The organism is Pseudomonas sp. NBRC 111132, assembly GCF_001320565.1.
GTDB classification, from domain to species: Bacteria; Pseudomonadota; Gammaproteobacteria; order Pseudomonadales; family Pseudomonadaceae; genus Aquipseudomonas; species Aquipseudomonas putida_P.
On the sequence record NZ_BCBI01000021.1, the window covers coordinates 75,937 to 88,835 of the forward strand.

At 61.2% G+C, this 12,899-nt stretch carries 26 protein-coding genes and 1 pseudogene; 24 read left to right on the plus strand and 3 right to left on the minus strand.

Annotated elements, in window-relative coordinates; all coding sequences use genetic code 11:
- Positions 1 to 328: 328 nt before the first annotated feature.
- The 13 genes from APH35_RS12575 to APH35_RS12630 all read left to right on the plus strand — a co-directional run bounded on the left by APH35_RS12575 (position 329) and on the right by APH35_RS12630 (position 7,327).
- The gene (locus APH35_RS12575; protein WP_060514902.1) at positions 329 to 535 is read left to right on the plus strand and encodes a hypothetical protein; all 207 of its coding nucleotides are present in this window, start codon (positions 329 to 331) and stop codon (positions 533 to 535) included.
- Complete coding sequence (locus APH35_RS12580; protein WP_060514903.1) at positions 532 to 747, plus strand: hypothetical protein; 216 nt, start codon at positions 532 to 534, stop codon at positions 745 to 747. Before APH35_RS12575 ends, APH35_RS12580 begins: the two co-directional genes overlap by 4 nt.
- A 78-nt stretch (positions 748 to 825) precedes the next feature.
- Positions 826 to 1,224 carry a hypothetical protein gene (locus APH35_RS12585; protein ID WP_060514904.1) on the plus strand — a complete coding sequence of 133 codons (399 nt, stop codon included), beginning with the start codon at positions 826 to 828 and terminating at the stop codon, positions 1,222 to 1,224.
- A 438-nt stretch (positions 1,225 to 1,662) separates the two neighbouring features.
- A complete protein-coding gene (locus tag APH35_RS12590) occupies positions 1,663 to 2,151 on the plus strand; it encodes an HNH endonuclease (protein ID WP_060514905.1) in 489 nt (162 codons plus the stop codon).
- A 122-nt stretch (positions 2,152 to 2,273) separates the two neighbouring features.
- Complete coding sequence (locus tag APH35_RS12595; RefSeq protein ID WP_060514906.1) at positions 2,274 to 2,471, plus strand: hypothetical protein; 198 nt, start codon at positions 2,274 to 2,276, stop codon at positions 2,469 to 2,471.
- A 23-nt stretch (positions 2,472 to 2,494) separates the two neighbouring features.
- The gene (locus tag APH35_RS12600) at positions 2,495 to 2,914 is read left to right on the plus strand and encodes a hypothetical protein (RefSeq protein WP_060514907.1); all 420 of its coding nucleotides are present in this window, start codon (positions 2,495 to 2,497) and stop codon (positions 2,912 to 2,914) included.
- Complete coding sequence (locus tag APH35_RS12605) at positions 2,911 to 3,114, plus strand: hypothetical protein (protein WP_012273069.1); 204 nt, start codon at positions 2,911 to 2,913, stop codon at positions 3,112 to 3,114. The genes APH35_RS12600 and APH35_RS12605 overlap by 4 nt, the downstream gene beginning before the upstream one ends.
- On the plus strand, positions 3,111 to 3,281 hold the full coding sequence (locus APH35_RS29020) for a hypothetical protein (RefSeq protein WP_165919294.1): 171 nt from the start codon (positions 3,111 to 3,113) through the stop codon (positions 3,279 to 3,281). Before APH35_RS12605 ends, APH35_RS29020 begins: the two co-directional genes overlap by 4 nt.
- Before the next feature lie 286 nt (positions 3,282 to 3,567).
- Complete coding sequence (locus APH35_RS12610; RefSeq protein WP_060514908.1) at positions 3,568 to 4,692, plus strand: hypothetical protein; 1,125 nt, start codon at positions 3,568 to 3,570, stop codon at positions 4,690 to 4,692.
- A 7-nt stretch (positions 4,693 to 4,699) separates the two neighbouring features.
- Positions 4,700 to 5,644 (plus strand): recombinase RecT, encoded by a 945-nt coding sequence (locus tag APH35_RS12615; RefSeq protein ID WP_060514909.1) that lies wholly within the window; start codon positions 4,700 to 4,702, stop codon positions 5,642 to 5,644.
- On the plus strand, positions 5,631 to 6,260 hold the full coding sequence (locus APH35_RS12620; RefSeq protein ID WP_028697928.1) for a lambda exonuclease family protein: 630 nt from the start codon (positions 5,631 to 5,633) through the stop codon (positions 6,258 to 6,260). The genes APH35_RS12615 and APH35_RS12620 overlap by 14 nt, the downstream gene beginning before the upstream one ends.
- A complete protein-coding gene (locus APH35_RS12625; RefSeq protein ID WP_060514910.1) occupies positions 6,257 to 6,769 on the plus strand; it encodes a hypothetical protein in 513 nt (170 codons plus the stop codon). Before APH35_RS12620 ends, APH35_RS12625 begins: the two co-directional genes overlap by 4 nt.
- A gap of 249 nt (positions 6,770 to 7,018) precedes the next feature.
- Positions 7,019 to 7,327, plus strand: a complete 309-nt coding sequence (locus APH35_RS12630; RefSeq protein ID WP_060514911.1) for a hypothetical protein — start codon at positions 7,019 to 7,021, stop codon at positions 7,325 to 7,327.
- Positions 7,328 to 7,330: 3 nt separating this feature from the next.
- Here the strand turns inward: APH35_RS12630 and APH35_RS12635 are convergent, their stop codons facing one another.
- Positions 7,331 to 7,630 (minus strand): hypothetical protein, encoded by a 300-nt coding sequence (locus tag APH35_RS12635; protein ID WP_156341216.1) that lies wholly within the window; start codon positions 7,628 to 7,630, stop codon positions 7,331 to 7,333.
- 11 nt (positions 7,631 to 7,641) lie between these two features.
- Between APH35_RS12635 and APH35_RS29345 the strand changes: the two genes are divergently transcribed.
- Both APH35_RS29345 and APH35_RS12640 read left to right on the plus strand, forming a co-directional pair.
- On the plus strand, positions 7,642 to 7,764 hold the full coding sequence (locus APH35_RS29345; RefSeq protein WP_256213763.1) for a hypothetical protein: 123 nt from the start codon (positions 7,642 to 7,644) through the stop codon (positions 7,762 to 7,764).
- 30 nt (positions 7,765 to 7,794) lie between these two features.
- Positions 7,795 to 8,187 carry a hypothetical protein gene (locus tag APH35_RS12640; RefSeq protein ID WP_256213764.1) on the plus strand — a complete coding sequence of 131 codons (393 nt, stop codon included), beginning with the start codon at positions 7,795 to 7,797 and terminating at the stop codon, positions 8,185 to 8,187.
- Positions 8,188 to 8,210: 23 nt separating this feature from the next.
- Here APH35_RS12640 and APH35_RS12645 read toward each other — a convergent pair whose 3' ends face one another.
- Together APH35_RS12645 and APH35_RS29350 are read right to left on the minus strand one after the other, a co-directional pair.
- Positions 8,211 to 8,432 carry a sigma-70 domain-containing protein gene (locus APH35_RS12645; protein WP_028697923.1) on the minus strand — a complete coding sequence of 74 codons (222 nt, stop codon included), beginning with the start codon at positions 8,430 to 8,432 and terminating at the stop codon, positions 8,211 to 8,213.
- Between the two features lie 206 nt (positions 8,433 to 8,638).
- On the minus strand, positions 8,639 to 8,941 hold the full coding sequence (locus APH35_RS29350; RefSeq protein WP_028697922.1) for a hypothetical protein: 303 nt from the start codon (positions 8,939 to 8,941) through the stop codon (positions 8,639 to 8,641).
- 172 nt (positions 8,942 to 9,113) lie between these two features.
- Between APH35_RS29350 and APH35_RS29600 the strand changes: the two genes are divergently transcribed.
- The 9 genes and pseudogenes from APH35_RS29600 to APH35_RS12685 all read left to right on the plus strand — a co-directional run.
- Positions 9,114 to 9,857: a hypothetical protein gene (locus APH35_RS29600; protein WP_306303409.1), complete on the plus strand. Its 744-nt coding sequence runs from the start codon at positions 9,114 to 9,116 to the stop codon at positions 9,855 to 9,857.
- Positions 9,854 to 10,207 (plus strand): hypothetical protein, encoded by a 354-nt coding sequence (locus APH35_RS29720; RefSeq protein WP_082425782.1) that lies wholly within the window; start codon positions 9,854 to 9,856, stop codon positions 10,205 to 10,207. Before APH35_RS29600 ends, APH35_RS29720 begins: the two co-directional genes overlap by 4 nt.
- Positions 10,204 to 10,416, plus strand: coding sequence for a hypothetical protein (locus tag APH35_RS12660; protein ID WP_060514913.1), 213 nt, complete (start codon positions 10,204 to 10,206; stop codon positions 10,414 to 10,416). The genes APH35_RS29720 and APH35_RS12660 overlap by 4 nt, the downstream gene beginning before the upstream one ends.
- A complete protein-coding gene (locus APH35_RS12665) occupies positions 10,413 to 10,802 on the plus strand; it encodes a phage protein NinX family protein (protein ID WP_060514914.1) in 390 nt (129 codons plus the stop codon). The genes APH35_RS12660 and APH35_RS12665 overlap by 4 nt, the downstream gene beginning before the upstream one ends.
- A complete protein-coding gene (locus APH35_RS12670; RefSeq protein WP_060514915.1) occupies positions 10,799 to 11,284 on the plus strand; it encodes a class I SAM-dependent methyltransferase in 486 nt (161 codons plus the stop codon). Before APH35_RS12665 ends, APH35_RS12670 begins: the two co-directional genes overlap by 4 nt.
- A gap of 51 nt (positions 11,285 to 11,335) precedes the next feature.
- Positions 11,336 to 11,692, plus strand: a complete 357-nt coding sequence (locus APH35_RS12675) for a hypothetical protein (protein WP_060514916.1) — start codon at positions 11,336 to 11,338, stop codon at positions 11,690 to 11,692.
- A gap of 36 nt (positions 11,693 to 11,728) precedes the next feature.
- Complete coding sequence (locus APH35_RS12680) at positions 11,729 to 12,466, plus strand: metallophosphoesterase (RefSeq protein ID WP_060514917.1); 738 nt, start codon at positions 11,729 to 11,731, stop codon at positions 12,464 to 12,466.
- Between the two features lie 14 nt (positions 12,467 to 12,480).
- Complete coding sequence (locus APH35_RS29025; RefSeq protein WP_177335370.1) at positions 12,481 to 12,657, plus strand: hypothetical protein; 177 nt, start codon at positions 12,481 to 12,483, stop codon at positions 12,655 to 12,657.
- Between the two features lie 17 nt (positions 12,658 to 12,674).
- Positions 12,675 to 12,899 (plus strand): annotated as a pseudogene (locus APH35_RS12685) (hypothetical protein); the annotation flags it as partial.

Below are 12,899 nucleotides of genomic sequence, written 5' to 3' on the forward strand. Positions count from 1 at the left end.
CTCAAGCCTCACCGCTCTTTCACATTGATGGGAACCTCGCGGATCGATCCCGGCAACGGTACAGCGCGAGCAATAAATTCGATCCCCATGCCAGCTCTGGAACTGGTGAACAGACCGCATTGCCTCTACCGGCGACCGGCGCCAGACAGCCCCGAAAGGCTGCCCACGACAGGGAGAACCTGTACGGCTGACGAAGGCGAAATGCCTTAACCGAGTGAATGACCCGGGCATGCAATGCGCCCCGCCATCCCGGCGGTAATGGGACAGAACGATTCACTGAAGCACCTGGGCGACCGGGTGCTTTGGGAATCCACTGGAGGAAGACGAAATGGCTCAGTTCTACATCGACAATCACCTCAGCAACGGAAAGCGCTTGGAATGGCTTGCACTTCCCGATCAAGGCGAGGCTGTTGAATCGGTTGTTCAGCAGGTCAAGCAGGCCGCGATCAACAAGTTCGGGAGCCTCGTTTACTTCAACCGCTGGGAGCACGCCGTTGCCAGCAACGGCTACGTAATGGTGAGGATGTACGCATGATGCGGTTCTTCAAGCCAATGCGCGGCTGCCGCGTCTTCGCAAGCGCAAGGCACATGACCAGGCCAGCCGGTGAGTTCATTGGATGGTGCGAGAAGGTCGAGGAGAACATCTGCATTTTCCGCGACGGCGCGACAGTTGACCGACTTATCTGGAGGTTCAACAACAGCAATGGAGCACAGGAGCTGAATAGTTGGTACGAGTATTCGGCATGACAGGCGATTCCCCGGTGCGCCTCAAGCGGGGCGCATCAGGGGGAATCCACTGAATCAACCGCCCTGGAGGGCAAGACGATGACACCTGCAGAAGCGCTGGATTACCTGCACAAAAATGCTGACCCGCGAAACATGATCTTCAACCCATCGCGGCTGAAAACAGCACTGTTCACCCTTGGCATCCATGAGAACTACTTGGAATCCGAGAACGCCGAACTGGAATGCTTCATCCGCGCGGTTCGGTGCGAGGTGATGCGGGCTCAGAAACTGTTCCCAGGGCGCCGCCTCATGGGCCTGGCTTTCAACGAGGAGGTCGGAGAACTGAACAAAGCCCTTCTGGATGAGCCTTGGAAGCAGGTCTACAAGGAGGCCGTGCAGGCCGCGACCATGGCCGCCAGAGTCGCGCTGGAAGGTGATGAATCTGTCGATCACTGGCGGACCAGCAAAGGCCTCGACAACCCAACGCAAGCTGAATGATTCCCTGACAGCCGGAAAGACGGCCTGATGCCCTGCTCCCCATCGCAGGCTGCATCGGAGTGTGATCTGAATGCGCAGGCTGATGCGCGAGTGTAAGACCTGGTGGATCGCGGGAATCATGGCCGGCAAAGTGAGTAAGCGCCCAGATGGCCATGGCGAGTCCAAAAATAAGCGGCTGAAACCTTCGCCCCGGTGAAACCCCGGTGTCACTGAGGCTGCTAATAGCCAAGCCGGAGATCAGCGCCGGCCAGATCACACCCCGATGCAGAGAAGCGCCCAGCTCAGGGCGCGGTTACCGAAGCACCTGTGGACGTCCCTTCCCTCGCACCGGGGGTAAACGAATTGCGCCGCTGGATGGGTCCACGCCAAGCCAGCTGCCGGGGTAGCGCCCGGAATCTGCATCACCCCTTCCCTTCATATCGACTCAAGGAGACGCAAATGCTGACGCATGAGCGCCTGCGCGAGCTATTGGTTTACGACCCAGAAAGCGGGGTCTTCACCTGGCTCCAATCGAAAGGAACCCGCGTAGCTGGAAAGCCTGCCGGGTATATATGCCTAGACAAGGGCATGTACGTAACCATCGACAAGAAGGGTTATCGAGCCCATCGCCTCGCTTGGTTCTACATGACTGGAAAGTGGCCAGCTGATCAGGTTGATCACATCGACAGAAACCCAAACAACAATGCCTGGGCGAATCTGCGAGAGGCCACTGGCTCCCAGAACAGCCACAACACCAAGCGTGCTCACACCAATACCAGCGGTGTAAAGGGCGTTTCATGGGTGTCGAGTCTTGGAAAGTGGCGCGCACAGGTAAAACTTCGCGGCGTCCTCTACTGCGCTGGCGACTTTGACGACCTTCAGGAAGCTGCAGAGGCTGTTCGATCTCTGCGATCCAGGCTACACGGCGAGTTCACTTGCCACGGGTAGCCACCCATTCCCCTAAATCAAAAGTGACCGCATTGGCAGGCGCCAGGCCACCTTTCACGGTGGGTTTGGTCACCCGCGCCTGCGCCTGACCAATGCGGTTGCACAACCTAAAAGAGTTCGCCATGAGCGATATCAAATGCGAGGTCGTCGACGGCGAAGTCGACCATGACTGGAAGTACGTCAGCGACTGGGGTGGTGACGCTTCAGTACCTGGCGGCACGTTCGATTGTAGCTACCTCAAGTGCCGCGCTTGCGGCGAAGAGGACCACAACCATCCCAATCCTAGTGCTTACGCCGACGACGCAAGCGACTACGAGTAACCACGGATCATCTGGAGGCGACCATGGGCGCACTTCGAGCAGCACAATGGCAGTACGACAACCAATTGCCGCCGGCGGTGAGCGCATGTGCGGCTGAAGAAGCTGAGGCCCGCTGGATCGGCGACGGCATCGCTGAGCTTATGGCGCGCCGAGATTTCGTGTTCAAGCGCAACTTCCGGCAGCTGGGCGTCACCTACGAGCGCTTCGCCCAGGCGGTTGATGAGTTCGTGATGGGCCAGCTTGGCCTTTCGGGCATTAGCAACTCGGTGCTTGGGCGCCTGGTCCTGGCGGCGCGCTGCAAAGTCACCAGCGACTCAGCGGCATGCGCCGACGAGATCATGAGCGTCGCTAACCCACAGGCGCAGCTTGAGGAAATCGCCCGCCAGCTGCTCACTCCATTCGCCAAGGAAGGAGTTCTGGCCCAGGCCGAGGACGCGCAATGAGCCCGCACAGCGTAGCGATCAGCGCGATCGAGGCCGCAATCGAGACGATGCTTCTGCCTAGCTCTGGCCCAGTCGAGGATGCCAAGGCCGAGACCCTGGTGGTGGCCTACTTCTCCCTCCTCGCCATCGACGCCGAGGAGTTCAAACACTACTGCGAGCGCGTCCGGCGGATTGCTGAGCGGCGCAAGGAGGCTGCATGAGTACTGCACCTGTGAAGTCCCTGATCGACGAGCAGCTTGAGCAGATCGAGCGCAGCCTGGCCATCATCGGCGCCGGCCTGCCCCGTGAGCTGCCTGTCGCTAACCTGCCGCCCAAGTTGGTGGCTGCCATCAAGTCCGGGCGCATCGCTGTAAGGCCTCGGCCATGACCAGCTACCAGCGAGCACGCCGTATCGCCACCTGGCGCGGCAGCTTCATCGCCCTCACCTTCTGCACCGGCTGGCTCCTCCTGAGTGCCCTGGCCGGCAACATCACTTCCTGATTCACGTAGCCGAGCACGGCGGCCCCTCGGGATAACCGTACCCCCTCGGGAGCGTAAGCGGCGAGAGCGCGCAACCATCCACCGCAGCCAGGGCCTGGAGCGTACCTCCGTGCCTGGGTGACCTGGCATTCCCTATTCCTACTGACGGCGCCGGCCTGGCGCGAGGTTTTCTAATGTCCGCAGAACAGAAACTGATCGCGATCGAAGAGATCAGCGAGGCGAACGCCCCGGCCATCTACGTGGCTGGCGGCCTGCAGCAATTCATCGACCTGGTGAAGGATGAGGTCCTGGGTGAAGTTCCCGACCTGAAAACCCGCAAGGGCCGCGAGCGAATCGCCAGCCTGGCCGCCAAGGTCAGCAAGTCGAAGACTGCGGTCGAGAAACCGGGCCGCGACTACCTGCGCCGCCTCAAGGAAATGCCGAAGGTGGTAGAGGCCGAGCTGCGCGAGTTCGTGACCAAGATGGACGCGCTGCGGGACGAAACCCGCCGCCCACTCACCGAGTGGGAAGCCGCCGAGGATGCGCGCATCGATCGCCACAACGACCGTCTGAACTGGCTGAAGACGCTGGCAGACGACTTGGGCGAACTGTCCTCGCTGCACATCAGGGGCCTGATCGCTGAGGTGGAAGGCATGCAGCTTGGCTCCCACTGGGAGGAATTTGAGGCCGAGGCAGCGAACGCCAAGGACAAGGTGCTGACCACGCTGCGCGCTGCCCTACTGAAGCGAGAGCAGTTCGAGACTGAACAGGCCGAACTGGCCCGCCTCCGCCGCGAAGCAGACGAGCGCGCCGAGCAGGACCGCATCCGGCTGGCACAAGAGGCCGCCGTCGAGGCTGAGCGCCTGCGCGTGGCCCAGCAGCAGCAAGCAGAACGCGAAGCCGCAGCCCGCCGAGAGCAGGAACTGCTTGACCAGGCAGCCGCACAAGAGCGCGAAGCCGAGAACCAGCGCTTGCAGCTTAAGTTGCAGGCCGAGCAAGCCGAGCGAGCCCGCATCCAGGCCGAGGCCGACCGCGTTGCGGCCGAGCAGCGGATGGAGCAGGAGCGCCAGGACGCCGCTCGACGGCAAGAGGAGGCAGCCGAGCAGGCGCGCCAGGAGGAGCGGCGCCGGGCTGATGCCGCTGCCGCCGAAATCGTCCGGCAGCAGGAAGCCCGCGAGCGCGACCAAGCGCACCGCCGCAGCATCAACCGTGCTGCTCTTGAAGCTTTTATGGCCGAGGGCATGCCTGAGTCCTGCGCCAAGCAGGCGGTCAAGCTAATCGCTCAGCGCAAGATCCCGAACATAGCCATTTCCTACTGAGGTCGCCATGAGCCAGGCAGTAGCCATAATCTCGCAAGACATCTATGCCCAGCGGAATCAATTCGCCAACGTACTGACGGATCGCTCGCTGAACTTCGAGCGCGAGGCCGAATTCGCCATCCAGGTGATCACCTCGAGCGAGTACGCAACCAAGGTCGCGATGCAGAACCGGCAGTCGGTGGCCAATGCGATCACCAACATCGCCGCCATCGGCATCAGCTTGAACCCGGCCAAGAAGCAAGCGTACCTGGTACCGCGAGACGGCCGCATCTGCTTGGACATCAGCTACATCGGCTTGATGGACCTGGCCATGTCGACCGGCGCCATCCGCTGGGCGCAGGCCGAACTGGTCTACGCCGCAGACGCTTTCAGCCTGAACGGCTTCGACAAGCCGCCGACCCATTCCTACAACCCGTTCGCCAAGGATCGCGGCGAGGTGATCGGCGTGTACGTGGTGGTTAAGACTGCTGACGGCGACTACCTGACCGAAACCATGAGCATCGAGGATGTGAACGCCATCCGTGACCGCTCCAGCGCCTGGAAAGCATGGGTCAGCAAGAACAAATCCTGCCCATGGGTCACCGACCCGGGCGAGATGGCCAAGAAGACCGTGGTCAAGCGCGGTTACAAGTACTGGCCAAAGACTGAGCGCCTGGAACAAGCAATTCATCACTTGAACACGGATGGTGGCGAAGGTCTGGCCAGCTTGGCTGGATCGGCTCCGACCGATCCGGAGATGGTGATCAACTGGATCGCCCTGGCGCAGAAGGCAGGCAGCCTTGAGGCGCTGACCGACGTGTACCAGCAGGCAACGGCCGCCATGAAGCAGGCCAAGGATGCAACTGGACACGCCCGGTTCAAGGCCGAGGTGACCAAGCGCGCCGACGCACTCAAGGCCCAGTCGGCGCCCATCGAAGGTGAATCTGAGGAGGTGTTAGATGGAGCAGCGTAGCGCTGAATGGTTCGCGGCACGACTTGGGTGCGTGACCGCCAGCCGGGTGAAAGACGTTATGGCTAGCGGCCGAGGTGGCGCGCCGTCTGCGACCCGCAAGAACTACATGATGGAGCTGCTGTGCGAGCGCCTCACCGGCCAGCAAAGCGGACCTGACCTGTCCAACAAGCCTGCCGTGCAGCGCGGCGTCGAGCTTGAGCCATTTGCTTGCATGGCCTACGAGGCCGACAAAGGCCTGATGGTGGTTGAAACAGGCCTGGTGATGCACCCGAGCATTCCGGGTTTCGGCGCTTCGCCGGATGGATTGGTCGGCGACGATGGTGTGCTGGAGATCAAGTGCCCGAATACTGCGACCCACATAGCCACCATGCAGTCTGAGCGACACGACCCGCAGTACGAGTGGCAGATGCTGGCCCAGATGGCATGCACCGGCAGGGCCTGGGCAGATTTCGTCAGCTACGACGACCGCCTTCCTGAGCCGCTTCAGTACGTGTGCCACCGCTTCGAGCGCGACTTCAAGCGCATCCGCGAAATGGAGTCAGAGATCAAGGCGTTTCTGGAAGAGCTCAGCGACCTGGAGAAGGAGATGCGCGAGCGAATGAAGGAGGCAGCATGAACCAATCAATCGACCTGGAGGCAGCCAAAGCGACCTTCTTCGCGTCTGGCGGCCGGATCATTGTGCTGGAGGGGCTCCAGTACGTGCCCTTCCGCCAGCGTCATCACCCTGAGCCGAAGCCGAAGCGGGTCAAGTCAGTCAAGCAGGAGCGCGGCGGCGAGCGTAAAAGCCGCGCCAAGGCCCGCACAGCCCAGGTAGAAGAGCTCGCCAAGACCATGACCTGTGGCGAGGTTGCAAAGCTCCTGGGCGAAACCAAGACCGCTCTCTGGGGCGTAGCAGCGCGGGGAGGATTCAGGTTCTTCAGCCCGCCGAAGCCGGCCAGACCGGAGAAGGTAAAGGCCGAACCGAGCCAGGAGGATCGTGACCTCGCCGACAAGATCATTGCCCTGCGTGATACCGGCATGTCCCGGTGGGGCGTGACTTTGGAGCTTGGCATCGGTAACTGCAGGTTTGCGCGAATTCTTGCCGAGTTCGACATTGACTTCCCGCTCCAGCGGAATCGGGGGTAGGCCATGATCGCCACAATCTCCCAGCCCGTGCCCGCCGTGAAGTACGCGGCGGCCATGGCCAGATCCACTGGTCAGCCTTGGGGCGTATACCGAGGAAACAAGCGTCTACTGGTGGTTATGCCGTCTGGCTCGACGAAGAAAACGCCCATTGAGGTGTGCCACCCATGAAACGCATCCAGAAGCTCACGCAGCAGCGTCGCCGCCAGCTGCACATACACATCCCGCCCAGCGGAATCATGGAGGTGCCGTATGGCGATGTCACCCAAGGAACGCGACGAGAAACGCCGCGCCAAAGCCGCACGGTTGCAGGAAGAAGACCTGCGTTTGAAGGTTCGACCAGGGACTAAACAGGCCCTGCTGGAGCTGATGGAGTGGACCGGGATCGAGGAACAGGGCGAGGCGATGACGCTGATGATTCATCACCTGCATGGGCTGGGCCCGGGCGGCGCGCTACCTCTTCTGGAGCCGCCGCGCCACGAAATAACGGTGTCACCGGCTGTGGCGCGGAAGCTTGAGAATTTCCGGGCGCGCGAGGCGCTTCGGATAGCAGCTGATTGAGGCTTAGTCAGCCTTTGCGCCAAACAGTCCCGATTTGATCAATTCAACTGCCTTGTGGAAACCCCGTTCGCCGGACGCCTCGTGCAGGGGCATTTTTCGAGAGCTCTCATTGTTGGTGCGGCTAATGTACTCGATCACGTAGCTGAACTGGTACGTGTTCTCGTCGAACTCCAAGTAGTAGAACTGCTCATCGCCCATCTTGTCCCGATAGCCAACCTGTTTCCGCATAACCGCTCTCCAGTTGAGGTAGCGGACCAATATACCGCAATAGCCGCATCCGGCCACGGAGGGCGGCGCATGCATGGAGTACCGCAATGCAAGTCGAGACCTCCACTGTCACCAAGCTGCTGATCACTGGCGCCGAAGGCCTGGACCCGATCAGCGTCTACCTCGAAGACTTTGAGCCCTGCAAGGGCAAGATCACCGTCAGCTGCTAAGACAAGACCTGGCACGCCTACTGGGGCGGTATGTGGGATGGCCTGACCATCGGCCAGTTCTTCTGCAAGCTGCACGACGCCTACATCATCGGCTACTTCGACCGGTCGCTGAGTTCTCGCCGGTTCAGCGCTGAAGCGCTGGCCGACAAAGCGCGGAAGGTGATCGTGCAAATGCGGCGTGACCGGGATCTGGACGCAGAAGATGCCAGAAGCCTGCTCGACGAGGCTGAGGATGTTCGACACACCAGCTCGCTCGATGAGTGCGGCGGCGCCCACCGCGAGTTCATGCACCGCGTGTTCGGTGACGACTGGTGGAACCTGCCTGCCGATGCCATGGAGCCCAATCCAGATTGGGCCTACCTCTGCCGCATCATCGAAACGGTGCAGCAGGCCCTTGCCAAACAGTTCCCGATAGACGCCTGACCGTCCTTCGCTGCCAGCCAGCCTCAGTCGACTGCGCGCCCGTCAACACAAGATTCAACGCACGCAACAATCGCCGTAAAGCTACCGGTGAAGCTGTGCCGAAGCTCTCTCGGCATGTCGTAGGAAAAGTGGACAAGCCAAGATCCGTCGCCCAGCAGCACAGCCTCCTGACGGTACTTATCAACCTGATCCTCATCAATGCCGAGAGCTGCTGCGATTTCCTGGTTTGTTGGCTCGCGGTCCATCGGGTATTCATCTCGTTGACTGGTATTACAATGAATAACCCAAATGCCATTAAATTGCCACTATCAGGTACAACACCGGCCAAGCCGGTGCATGCATGGAGAAAACCATGAGCGATAACCAGACCCCAATCGGCTAGGGTCGGCGGCGAACTCACAAGGGCTTCACCTTCTCCCGCATCAACACCCAGCTGTAACCCCTCTCCCCTCTATTTCGAGCAGGTCGCAGCACGAGGCGTGCTCCGGGCACCCTCAGTAGCAACCCGGCGAGCAAGGCCAACGCCCCACGCCATTGCCCTGGTCATCGATTCGCCAGGGCGAGAGTCAAAGGCCTCTTCATGCAAGGGCATGCCTGAAGGCGCATAGACCCCAATAAACATTTGCGTATTGCCTATCCGCGACAGCCGCACCTGGACATTTATGAGCGTTCCATCGTCGAGTGTTTCGTCATGAGTCCTATGGTGAAGCGTCGGGTCAGCCCAAGACCAAAAAACATCACCGCGAATTCTCATGCCGTCCTCCTACGACTTTAGTTGTGTGCGTTAACCCAACATAGCCTAACCGCAGCAGCTCGAAGCCGCATCTGAATGATTAATGATCTGAATCAGATAATTGGCTAGTACCGCTGTTCCTAACCCCTCTCCCCTCTATTCACTGCCGCGATATGGCGGCCAAGGAATCGTCATGCCTGAAGAAATCAAGCTGATCCAACGTGTGGCCGTCGAGCGCGATGAAGGCGGCTGGTGGAGTCATCCCGACGAGCCGGACTTCGACGAAGACTACGCGGCCTTCAAAGCCTGGCTCTTACAACAGGGGCTGGAGCTGAAACAGTGGCACATGGATTCGGATATCGGCGAACACCACCCTTACGACGACGGCGAGTGCCACTGCCTCGGCTGGGAGCCTGAATGCCCGGGGCCTGAATGGTTCCTGCTCGGGATCTTCGATACAGAGGATGGCCCTTGTGTCAGCTGGGCGAGGCGGAAGGCCGAGGAAGCCTGGTCAGTGAATGGCGATGACGGATCGTGGGACTACCCGAACCTTACCGCGCTGATTCGTGACAACTTCGGCAGCGCAGCGGATAGCACCAGCTTCGGCCCAGGCCGGGGCAACGGCCTCAAGGTGGGCGACACTGTACATACCGGAACAGTCTGCAAGGAAGACCCTGCCAGCTTCCTCCCCGATGCCGATGACCTGCTCAATCACATGTTCGAGGCCGCCGCCGGAAGCGACGCGGGGGAATGGGTCGACAACTACCCGGACATTGACGACGAGGCGAAGGCTGCCCTTGAGCAAGCCATGAAGCCGCTGCAGGCTTGGGCCCGCCAGTTCTGCCAACCCAACTTCTTCACCATCGAGAAGATGGACACCCACACCATTACGAAGGAAGACGTACTACAAGCCGCACTAGCTGGGGCTCAGCCATGACCCGCCTCGCCCTCTGCCTCCTGCTGCTGGCCAACCTGGCCGGCTGCCAACCTGACTGCTGGAGTAGCGACCCTGACCAGTGCAAAGCCCAGCGCCAGCAGGTGAGAACTCAGACCGCTGGCACCAGTGCAACCGAACTGCCGTCAGGTGTCTGGTCCTTCGAGGACAGGACTCGCGGCGTGGTGTGCTACGTCATGAACTCGCTGGACAGCAACGCCATCAGCTGCGTAAAGGTCTGGATGCAGCAAGTTACCGGCAACCAGCGCCAGCTCTCCCCGCACGAAACACAACCCGAACCTACACCCGCTCTGGCGCCTGGGCGCTGGATTGATGAGAGGTATCAGCTGTGAGCAAGATCGTCCATCTCGTTTCGCACTTCGGCTGCTTCGAAGACCACGACTGCCAGATCGCCTGCAACCAGGTTGGCGAAGACATGGAAGGCTCTGACCGACCGAAAGAGGTCACCTGCAAGAAATGCCTTCGGGTGTATGAGGCACGCGAACGGCATGCGCGGGAGCAATTCGACAAGCGAGAAGCTGAGCTGAAGGTGGCGCCATGACCGACCTAATCGAAGTGAGGACTGCCGACCTGGCAGGCGAGGCCTTGGGCTGGGCAGTAGGTAAGGCGGAAGGCCTGGACCTGCAGCTGGCCCCGCCCGGCTACAACGGCGTGCCGTGGCGCGTGTTCGCGCGTTATAAGGGCCAGACGATCGAGCACACCAAGCGCTACAACCCGTGGGAGGACTGGGCGCTGGGCGGGCCGCTGATCGATAAGTACGAGGCCGACTTTCAGTGGGCGCGCCCCGGAATGCTGAGGGCAGTTGTTTCGGTTGGTCAGTCTGTCGGGGCGGCTCGCGCAGAAACCCACTTGCTTGCCGCCGGACGCGCGATCGTCTCCGCCGCCCTCGGCGATACCGTCCAGGTGCCGAAGGAGCTGAGGCCGTGAGCGCCGCCGTCAAAGTGCTCGATCCTTGCAGCGCCAGCCGCATGATGTGGTTCGACAAGGAGGACCAGCGCGCCCTGTTCGGTGACATCCGCGACGAAGAGCACCTGCTCTGCGACGGCCGTGTGCTGAAGGTTGAGCCCGATGTGCTGATGGACTTCCGTCGCCTGCCCTTCGAGGCCTCTACCTTCCGCCTAGTCGTGTTCGATCCGCCGCACCTAACCCGGGCCGGCGTCGATAGCTGGATGCGCGCCAAGTACGGACTACTGACCAGCGACTGGCGGGAGGACATCCGTCAGGGCTTCGCCGAGTGCTTCCGCGTGCTGGAGCCCGAGGGAATCCTGATCTTCAAGTGGAACGAAACCCAGGTGCTGGTCAGCGAGCTGTTGGCCCTCACCGATGAAAAGCCCCTGTTTGGCCACAAGTCCGGCAAGCGCGAAAAGACGCACTGGATCACCTTCAAGAAGCGCCCAGCTTCGGACTAACCCCCTCCCCTACAACTCAAGCCCGCCGACATGCGCGGGCGAGGAGCAACCATGTCTGATTTTCAGACCACGACCGAGCCCGTGGCCCGGAAGCGCCATACCTGCTGCGAATGCCGCGGGCACATCGATCCCGGGCAACGGTACCAGCTGGTGGCTGGCTGCTGGGAAGGCTCGATGGAAAGCTTCAAGACCTGCCTTCCGTGCGTTCAGGCCCGCAATTGGGCGACAGCCCAACCAGAGTGGATGGGTGACGGAGAGCACCTCTACTACTTCGGCATGCTGGAAGAGGACTTGGCAAACCTCGCTCCGGAAATTTCACCGGGTGACGGCCGCCGCTTCCGATCCTACCGGCTGCAGGTGCAAATCTGCCGCCGGCGTGACGCTGCGCACTCACAGAAAGCAGCCTGACCACCAACCTGCCGCCGCCGGCGGCGTGGAGACACCATGCTCGAAAACATCGAGGTGATGCGTATCAAGCGCTTCGCCGCAAACACGGCTGGCCGCGATTTCGCGGTCGGCGATATCCACGGGCACTTCACCCGGCTGCAGGCTGCCCTGGATGCAGCCGGATTCAACCCGGCAGTTGACCGCCTGTTCAGCGTTGGTGATCTGGTCGACCGTGGGCCCGAGTGCCGCGACGTGCTCGAATGGCTGGCCAAGCCCTGGTTCCACCCGGTGCGCGGCAACCACGACGACTACGTCTGCCGGTTCGACACCTGCGACGTAGACAACTGGGTGTACAACGGCGGCGCCTGGTTCGCCGGCCTGGCCTGGGATGAGCAGCGCGAGTTTGCCGGCCAGTTCCGCGAGTTGCCAATCGCCATCGAGGTGGAGACACCCGGTGGCTTAGTCGGTGTCGTGCACGCCGACTGCCCATTCCCGTCCTGGGATGAGCTGCGGGCCGCGCTTGAGGCGCCGGAAACCGCCAAGCAGCTGAGGCTGACACAGAACACCTGCATGTGGTCGCGCAGCCGAATCGAGCTTGGCGAGACCGAAGGCGTGCACGGTCTGCGGGCTCTGGTGGTCGGCCACACCCCGCTGCACAAGCCTGCGGCGCTCGGCAACGTAATCCACATCGACACCATGGGCTGGCGGCCGCAGGACGGTGGGTATTTCACCCTACTCGATCTGGCCACCCTCGAAACAATCCCGACCACACCCTCAAAGCTCAGTTGGGACTGAGCCGGGAGCCATCCATGAACCTGATCGACTGCTACGTCACGAAGATCCTCGACGAGCCGTACCGCAAGTTCGGCCACTGGTGGGTATCCGTGGAATACACGGCCGAGGGCTGGCCTGGAACCAAAGAACTCATGTTCCGCACCGAGGAAGCCGCCCGGTCGGCGCAGGTCGGATATCACTTCACGGCCTGAACGGCATGGAGAAAGACATGGCGAATGCCACAGCAGCAAAGCCCTCAAGCATTCAGCCGCGGTTCATCCGGTTCGGCGATGCACCTGGATATCTCGGCATGTGCCGGGATGAGTTCAACAAGACGGTCAGGCCGAACGTGCGGGAATTCCCCATCGGCAAACAGGGCGTGGCCTTTGACCGCCAGGAGCTTGATGAGTGGGCGGACGCCTACATCGAAGCCAAGGCGATTGAAAAAGCCACC

Bases quoted from the DNA above. Each gene is read 5' to 3' on its own strand.
- APH35_RS12620 (WP_028697928.1), top strand. From the start codon at position 5,631: ATGGAGCAGCGTAGCGCTGAATGGTTCGCGGCACGACTTGGGTGCGTG.
- APH35_RS12575 (WP_060514902.1), top strand. From the start codon at position 329: ATGGCTCAGTTCTACATCGACAATCACCTCAGCAACGGAAAGCGCTTG.
- APH35_RS12630 (WP_060514911.1), top strand. From the start codon at position 7,019: ATGGCGATGTCACCCAAGGAACGCGACGAGAAACGCCGCGCCAAAGCC.
- APH35_RS12635 (WP_156341216.1), bottom strand. From the start codon at position 7,630: ATGCATGCGCCGCCCTCCGTGGCCGGATGCGGCTATTGCGGTATATTG.
- APH35_RS29020 (WP_165919294.1), top strand. From the start codon at position 3,111: ATGAGTACTGCACCTGTGAAGTCCCTGATCGACGAGCAGCTTGAGCAG.
- APH35_RS12640 (WP_256213764.1), top strand. From the start codon at position 7,795: ATGTGGGATGGCCTGACCATCGGCCAGTTCTTCTGCAAGCTGCACGAC.
- APH35_RS12600 (WP_060514907.1), top strand. From the start codon at position 2,495: ATGGGCGCACTTCGAGCAGCACAATGGCAGTACGACAACCAATTGCCG.
- APH35_RS12585 (WP_060514904.1), top strand. From the start codon at position 826: ATGACACCTGCAGAAGCGCTGGATTACCTGCACAAAAATGCTGACCCG.
- APH35_RS29025 (WP_177335370.1), top strand. From the start codon at position 12,481: ATGAACCTGATCGACTGCTACGTCACGAAGATCCTCGACGAGCCGTAC.
- APH35_RS12590 (WP_060514905.1), top strand. From the start codon at position 1,663: ATGCTGACGCATGAGCGCCTGCGCGAGCTATTGGTTTACGACCCAGAA.
- APH35_RS12610 (WP_060514908.1), top strand. From the start codon at position 3,568: ATGTCCGCAGAACAGAAACTGATCGCGATCGAAGAGATCAGCGAGGCG.
- APH35_RS29600 (WP_306303409.1), top strand. From the start codon at position 9,114: ATGCCTGAAGAAATCAAGCTGATCCAACGTGTGGCCGTCGAGCGCGAT.
- APH35_RS12680 (WP_060514917.1), top strand. From the start codon at position 11,729: ATGCTCGAAAACATCGAGGTGATGCGTATCAAGCGCTTCGCCGCAAAC.
- APH35_RS12615 (WP_060514909.1), top strand. From the start codon at position 4,700: ATGAGCCAGGCAGTAGCCATAATCTCGCAAGACATCTATGCCCAGCGG.
- APH35_RS12665 (WP_060514914.1), top strand. From the start codon at position 10,413: ATGACCGACCTAATCGAAGTGAGGACTGCCGACCTGGCAGGCGAGGCC.
- APH35_RS29720 (WP_082425782.1), top strand. From the start codon at position 9,854: ATGACCCGCCTCGCCCTCTGCCTCCTGCTGCTGGCCAACCTGGCCGGC.
- APH35_RS29350 (WP_028697922.1), bottom strand. From the start codon at position 8,941: ATGAGAATTCGCGGTGATGTTTTTTGGTCTTGGGCTGACCCGACGCTT.
- APH35_RS12580 (WP_060514903.1), top strand. From the start codon at position 532: ATGATGCGGTTCTTCAAGCCAATGCGCGGCTGCCGCGTCTTCGCAAGC.
- APH35_RS12595 (WP_060514906.1), top strand. From the start codon at position 2,274: ATGAGCGATATCAAATGCGAGGTCGTCGACGGCGAAGTCGACCATGAC.
- APH35_RS12645 (WP_028697923.1), bottom strand. From the start codon at position 8,432: ATGGACCGCGAGCCAACAAACCAGGAAATCGCAGCAGCTCTCGGCATT.
- APH35_RS12675 (WP_060514916.1), top strand. From the start codon at position 11,336: ATGTCTGATTTTCAGACCACGACCGAGCCCGTGGCCCGGAAGCGCCAT.
- APH35_RS12605 (WP_012273069.1), top strand. From the start codon at position 2,911: ATGAGCCCGCACAGCGTAGCGATCAGCGCGATCGAGGCCGCAATCGAG.
- APH35_RS29345 (WP_256213763.1), top strand. From the start codon at position 7,642: ATGCAAGTCGAGACCTCCACTGTCACCAAGCTGCTGATCACTGGCGCC.
- APH35_RS12625 (WP_060514910.1), top strand. From the start codon at position 6,257: ATGAACCAATCAATCGACCTGGAGGCAGCCAAAGCGACCTTCTTCGCG.